General features: G+C 55.8%; 5 protein-coding genes and 1 tRNA gene. 4 read left to right on the forward strand and 2 right to left on the reverse strand.

The window, feature by feature from the left end:
* Nucleotides 1-27 precede the first annotated feature (27 nt).
* Nucleotides 28-564 (reverse strand): PPA1309 family protein, encoded by a 537-nt coding sequence (locus ABRP86_RS10230; RefSeq protein WP_284770000.1) that lies wholly within the window; start codon nt 562-564, stop codon nt 28-30.
* A 123-nt stretch (nt 565-687) separates the two neighbouring features.
* Between ABRP86_RS10230 and ABRP86_RS10235 the strand changes: the two genes are divergently transcribed.
* Both ABRP86_RS10235 and ABRP86_RS10240 read left to right on the forward strand, forming a co-directional pair.
* Nucleotides 688-3,657 (forward strand): UPF0182 family protein, encoded by a 2,970-nt coding sequence (locus ABRP86_RS10235; RefSeq protein WP_349864128.1) that lies wholly within the window; start codon nt 688-690, stop codon nt 3,655-3,657.
* 162 nt (nt 3,658-3,819) lie between these two features.
* A tRNA-Met gene (locus tag ABRP86_RS10240) sits at nt 3,820-3,896 on the forward strand.
* Nucleotides 3,897-4,040: 144 nt separating this feature from the next.
* Here ABRP86_RS10240 and ABRP86_RS10245 read toward each other — a convergent pair.
* Nucleotides 4,041-4,190, reverse strand: a complete 150-nt coding sequence (locus tag ABRP86_RS10245) for an HNH endonuclease (RefSeq protein ID WP_349864130.1) — start codon at nt 4,188-4,190, stop codon at nt 4,041-4,043.
* Nucleotides 4,191-4,716: 526 nt separating this feature from the next.
* Between ABRP86_RS10245 and ABRP86_RS10250 the strand changes: the two genes are divergently transcribed.
* Nucleotides 4,717-5,925, forward strand: coding sequence for an IS256 family transposase (locus ABRP86_RS10250; RefSeq protein WP_349864132.1), 1,209 nt, complete (start codon nt 4,717-4,719; stop codon nt 5,923-5,925).
* Between the two features lie 42 nt (nt 5,926-5,967).
* Nucleotides 5,968-6,095, forward strand: a 128-nt coding sequence (locus ABRP86_RS10255) for a transposase (protein ID WP_200441963.1), incomplete at its 3' end; no start/stop codon positions are given.

Consider the following 6,095-nt stretch of genomic DNA (forward strand, 5'->3'; position numbering starts at 1 on the left):
ACTCCTTGGTTGCGGGCTTAATTGTCCTTAGTCTAGTTCATCCGGATCTTGGTTGAGGCCATAGCGCAAAGCGGCGATCACGCCAGGGGCCACCTGCGGGCCGCCGCGGAGCTGAATATCGTCCTCAGCAAAGGGGCCCGCTGCCTCTAGCTCTTCTTCGGTGGGCCGCAGCTGCAGCAAGGTGGTCTCAATTCCTTCCTCGCGCAGGGCACCCGAATAAAGGCGCGCCGGGCGAGGGGAGGGGTCCTCGCTGGAGGTATCCCGGAACTTGATTTCCTGGGCCAAGATGGCGCCCGCGACCTCGCGCGGCCAGGCTAGGCGGGAGACGTAGTCGGCCAATTCCTCGGAGCCCGGCTCGATGTTTTCCGGGACATTGTCTTGGACGATAAGGGTCAGCGGGGACGCGGTTTCCTCATCCATCGCCGCAAGCTGATCCGCCACCAGGTGGGTGGGAACAAGGGCGAAGATGGTGGGGCGGGCGTCCCAACCTTCAGCGTGGACGAAATCCACGGCCTCCGTCATAGCGCGGTTTAAAGCTGGCTGTGATAATTCGGGGGAACTCATAGGCATCCTTATTCGTTATCTGTGTATTGATTCCTTAAACTGGGAAAAGTCTACATGTTTAATATTCGCACTATTTGATTGGAGCTGGCGTTGTCCCTAGGGTCATCCACACCAGCCGCCCCGTTGAAGCGGCCTCCTAAGGTCGCGGCAATTATTGCGGCCATCATTGCCGTCCTCTTATTCTTCGGCCCCATGCTCGTGGGCATGTACACGGATTGGAGGTGGTTTGGCTCCATTGATTACCGCAGTGTTTTCACCACTGCGATTATTGCGCGCATAGTCCTCTTTATCATCTTCGGGCTCGTTGCTGCCGCGGTGGTGTGGGCAGCCGGGTTCTTTGCTTGGCGCGGCCGCCCCGATTCCCTGGATATGGGGGATCTGAATTCTCCGGTCTATCAGTACCGCCAGTCCATTGAGAAGTCCATGGGCGTGCTATTCAAGGTCATCCCAGCCATCGTGGGTATCATCGCGGGCTTTATTGGTCAGTCTCACTGGCGCGATGTGATGCTCTTCTTCAACGGCCAGGACTTTGGTGTTGAGGACCCCCAATTCCATCACGACTTGGGCTTTTATGCCTTCAGCCTGCCCGTGCTGCAGATGGTGGTGAGCACCCTGTCCATCCTGCTCGTGCTCGCCTTCCTCATTGCCTTGTTTGGTCACTACATCTTGGGAGGAATCCGCATTGGCAATAAGGCTGCGGGAGTGCGTGGCTCCATCTCCCGCTCGGCGCGCCTGCAGCTCGCCATTACGGCCGGGCTGTGGATGGTGGCCCAGGTCGCCGGCTACTGGCTGGAGCGCTACAGGCTGCTGTATTCCGAGCACGACCTGTTTACCGGTGGTTCCTACACGGATATCCACGCCTACCTGCCCGCCAAGATCATCTTGATGATTATCGGCGTCTTCGTCGCCATTGCGCTCTTTATGGCCATCGTCATCAAGGACCTGCGCATTCCTGGCCTCGCTGTCGTGCTCATGCTCGCGTCCTCCCTGATTATTGGCCAGGCATGGCCGCTGCTGATGGAGCGCTTCTCGGTACAGCCAAACCGTCAGGCCAAGGAAAACGAGTCCATTGCCCGCAATATCGAGGCCACGCGGTATGCCTATGGGCTTACCGATGACCACGTGGATTACAAGGAAAACTGGGGCGGCGATGACGTATCGGATGACAAGGTTGCCTCCGATAACGCCACCATCAATAACCTGCGTCTGCTGGATCCAGAGATTTTGTCGCCGACGTTTACCCAGATGCAGCAGCTGAAGAACTTCTACGGTTTCCCCGAAACGCTGTCCATGGACCGCTACGAAATCGATGGCAAGATGCGCGACTTCGTCGTTGCGGCCCGCGAGTTGGACCCGAACGAGCTGCGCGAAAACCAGTCCGACTGGATTAACCGCCACACCGTGTATACCCACGGCAATGGCTTCGTAGCCGCGCAGGCCAATACCGTCGATGAGGTTGCCCGTGATGCCGGTTCCGCCCGTGGTGGTTACCCCATCTTCACCGTCTCTGACCTGCAGACCCAGGCTGGCGAGTCCGAGGGAGAAGGCGAGACCCAAGACGCAGAGAAGTCCTTGGGAATCAAGGTAGACCAGCCGCGCATTTACTACGGCCCAGTCATTGCAAGTGCTGCCGATAACCTGGACTACGCCATTACCGGTACCACCGGCGAAAACCCGGTGGAGTACGACACCGACAGCACCAACTACACCTATGACGGTGACGGCGGCGTTGAGATTGGCAATCTGTTTGACCGCACCATGTATGCCGCCAAGTACCGCGAGCTGAACTTCCTGCTTTCGGACCGCGTGGGCAGCGAATCCAAGTTGCTTTATGACCGCGACCCTCGCGAGCGTGTGGAGAAGGTTGCCCCATGGTTGACCACCGATTCCGCTACTTACCCCGCCGTTATTGACGGACACCTGAAGTGGATCGTTGATGGCTACACCACCCTGGACTCACTGCCGTACTCGCAGCGCGCTTCGCTTTCCGATGCCACCCAGGACGCCCTCAATCCCGATGGCACCACCCAGCGCTTGGTCAATGACCAGGTGGGCTATATCCGCAACTCCGTGAAGGCGACCGTGGATGCCTATGACGGCAGCGTGGACCTCTATGAGTTCGACAAGGAAGATCCCGTGCTCAAGGCGTGGGAGGGCGTTTTCCCGGATGTGGTGAAGCCGGAATCGGAGATCTCCGATGAGTTGCGCGAGCACTTCCGGTACCCAGAGGATATGTTCAAGGTGCAGCGTGACCTCTTGGCTCGCTACCACGTTGATGACCCGAACGTCTTCTTCAATAACGACGCGTTCTGGTCCGTACCGAATGACCCCACCGCGGAGGAATCCCGTGATCTAAACCAGCCGCCGTACTACGTGATGGCTGCTGATCCAGAGACCGGTAAGCCGAGCTTCCAGCTGACCACCTCGTACCGTGGCTTGAACCGTGAGTTCTTGTCCGCGCACATGGCGGTATCTTCTGATCCGGACACCTACGGCGATATCACCGTGCGCGTGCTGCCAACCAATACGCAGACCCAGGGTCCAAAGCAGGCGCAGGACGCCATGATGTCGTCTGACCAAGTTGCCCGCGACCGTACCCTGTGGGAGGGCACCAACGACCTGCACAACGGTAACCTGCTGGCCTTGCCAGTCGGCGGCGGCGAGATCCTCTACCTTGAGCCGATTTACTCGCAGCGCAAGGATCAGGCCTCTGCCTTCCCGAAGCTGCTGCGCGTGCTCGTGTCCTACAAGGGCCGCGTGGGCTACGCACCGACTATCGGTGATGCCCTTGAGCAGGTGGGAATCGACGCCAAGTCCGCCCAGGACATCGAAGAGATTGAGGGCGATTCCGGCGACGACGATGCCGATAAGGACAGCTCTTCTACGGATAAGAAGGACAAGAAGAAGGAGTCTACTGAGGAATCCACTCCGGCTTCGGCTCCTCGCTCCTCCGATGAAGCAGGAGCAATCGATGACATCAACAAGGCCCTGAAGGGGCTGGAAGATGCCCGCGATGGCTCCTTCGAAGAGTACGGCCGCGCCCTAGATGAGTTGGACAAGGCAGTCGAGTCCTACCAGAAGTCCGAGGGCTAAAACCTCAAACTTCTCGCACTCGAAACCCAGGAAATAAGGCACCTACCCAGGGGATTTGGGTAGGTGCCTTCCTGTCTGTATAGTTACAGAAGTCGCCGGGACAGAGCGAATACATTAAGTATTAACGCACTGTTCAAGCGCAGATGATGGAAGTCATCTCGACGCGGGGTGGAGCAGCTCGGTAGCTCGCTGGGCTCATAACCCAGAGGTCGTAGGTTCGAATCCTGCCCCCGCTACCAACTTCCAAGCCCCTACCAGTGGAAACGCTGGTAGGGGCTTTAGTTATTTCTCTTAAGGAGCACGTCCTGGGACTCAAATCGGGACTTTAGCGATGGCATTTTGTCACTTAAGCCGGTTTGGAAGTGATGCTGCCCGACACGCCCCTAAGCGTTACCCTTCGCGCGGTTGTGGGACTTACACAACAGCTCGCAGTTGCTTTCGGTGGCACCACCCTTCGACCACGCTGTGACATGGTCGGCATCCATCTCAGACTGCGGCCAAGGGTTGGCAGAATAACAATAACGGCAAGTCATATAGGTGCAAAAGAGCACTCATCTCTTTGTTAAACAGCACGATGGTGCTAATCGCCTAAAGAAGAAAGAGTGACAGCATAACCACTGTGGTTGCAAAGGCATAGAACGTAATCACCAGGCCTGCCTTATTCGCTTCCTGTAACGGTTTCTTCGATCAGGGAGAAAGGCATATTCGTCCCCACTCTCAAACTTCAATCCCCGAATATTAAGAATGCAACCTTGCCTATTCTACAGAGATAAAACCGCTCCTGGGTGCGGTGATTGCATTTATCACATTATCTTAAAAGGTAAGTTTATTTGTGAGATAGTGAAATTGTTCCAAGAACATACTCACTCCCTCAGCAAGGATAAGAACATGCTTCACTACACCCCATTTTCAAAAAAGGGAATCTCCATCTTGGGTTGCGTCCATTAGTGTGGTGTATCTGTAACCCGTGGTAAGCCTCGTGCCGGTGCACAATAAGGCGACCATCACGGGTACCTTTCGAATCAACTTCTACTTATCCTCGAAAGGAATGTAACCGCGATGGCCGCTAACCCCCATCATATCGATCCCACTGCGTATCTGGAAGAATTGCTCACCCAAGCCTCCCCAGACTTGATGCGCCAGATGCTGACAGACTTCATTAACCAGATACTTTCGGCCCAGGCTGACACTGTCTGCGGCGCTGATTACGCCACGGTATCTCCACAACGGACTAATACCCGCAATGGCTACCGCCACCGTCCCTTAGACACCAGGGTAGGAAGCATTGACGTTGCTATCCCGAAGCTACGTCACGGCGCATTCTTTCCCGACTGGCTCTTAGAAAGGCGCACCCGGACCGAAAGAGCCCTGACTACCGTGATAGCCACGTGTTATCTCAAAGGGGTCTCCACTAGACGCATGAATGATTTGGTGGCCACGCTGGGCATTAACAATCTGTCGAAATCACAAGTGTCTGACATGGCCAAAGAACTCGACGAGATGGTCGCTGACTTTAGAACCCGCCCACTGGATTCAGGGCCGTATTACTACCTGTCCTGTGACGCATTGACAATGAAAGTCCGCGAAGGCGGACGTGTCGTTAAAACCAGTGTGCTTATCGCTACCGGCGTTAACAAAGACGGCTACCGTGAACTACTAGGCATGCAGGTCGCAACATCAGAATCCGTGGAATCATGGACCGGATTCTTCCAAGACCTCAAAGCCCGTGGTCTTGGCGAAGTCTATCTCGTCACCAGCGATGCGCACCTAGGAATCCAAGCTGCTGTTGGTCAAGTACTACCTACAGCCAGCTGGCAACGCTGCCGGACACATTTTGCTAAGAACCTGTCGTCAAAAGTGTCAAAACGCCAGTGGACAACACTATCGGGAATGTTTCACTCCATCTTCCAGCAAACCGACGCGCAAGCTACCTGGGACCAAGCCCGCCAGGTCGTAGATTTCTGCACGCAGCGTTTTCCCGACGCAGCTGACTACCTGGAAGAATCATTAGATGAGATTCTCGCGTTTACAGCCACGCCCAAAGCTGTATGGACGAAGGTATGGTCCAATAATCCAACGGAGCGTTTGAACCGTGAAATCAGGCGGCGTACCGACGTTGTAGGAATCTTTCCCAACCGCGCAGCAGTCATCCGCCTCGTCGGCGCGATACTAGCTGAACAGCATGACGACTGGATTCAGCAAAAACGCTATATGTCACTAGCAAGCTTGGAACACACCGGACCTGACCCCTGTTTGGTGGACACCTGATATCCGGCCCAGTCGGGCTGGAAAGAAAGGTAATCTACCACCATGTCCAGGTACTCCGAACAGTTCAAACGCGATGCCGTGGCCCTCTACGAAAACAATGAGGACCTCTCGCTGAACTCAGCATCAGCCGAGCTCGGAATCAATCGAGCCTCGCTGCATTCTTGGGTCAA

The sequence above is a fragment of the Corynebacterium sp. KPL3927 genome, from assembly GCF_040225835.1.
Classification (GTDB): domain Bacteria; phylum Actinomycetota; class Actinomycetes; order Mycobacteriales; family Mycobacteriaceae; genus Corynebacterium.

Coding starts and splice junctions, on each gene's coding strand:
- ABRP86_RS10250 (WP_349864132.1), top strand. CDS start 4,717: ATGGCCGCTAACCCCCATCATATCGATCCCACTGCGTATCTGGAAGAA.
- ABRP86_RS10230 (WP_284770000.1), bottom strand. CDS start 564: ATGAGTTCCCCCGAATTATCACAGCCAGCTTTAAACCGCGCTATGACG.
- ABRP86_RS10245 (WP_349864130.1), bottom strand. CDS start 4,190: ATGACTTGCCGTTATTGTTATTCTGCCAACCCTTGGCCGCAGTCTGAG.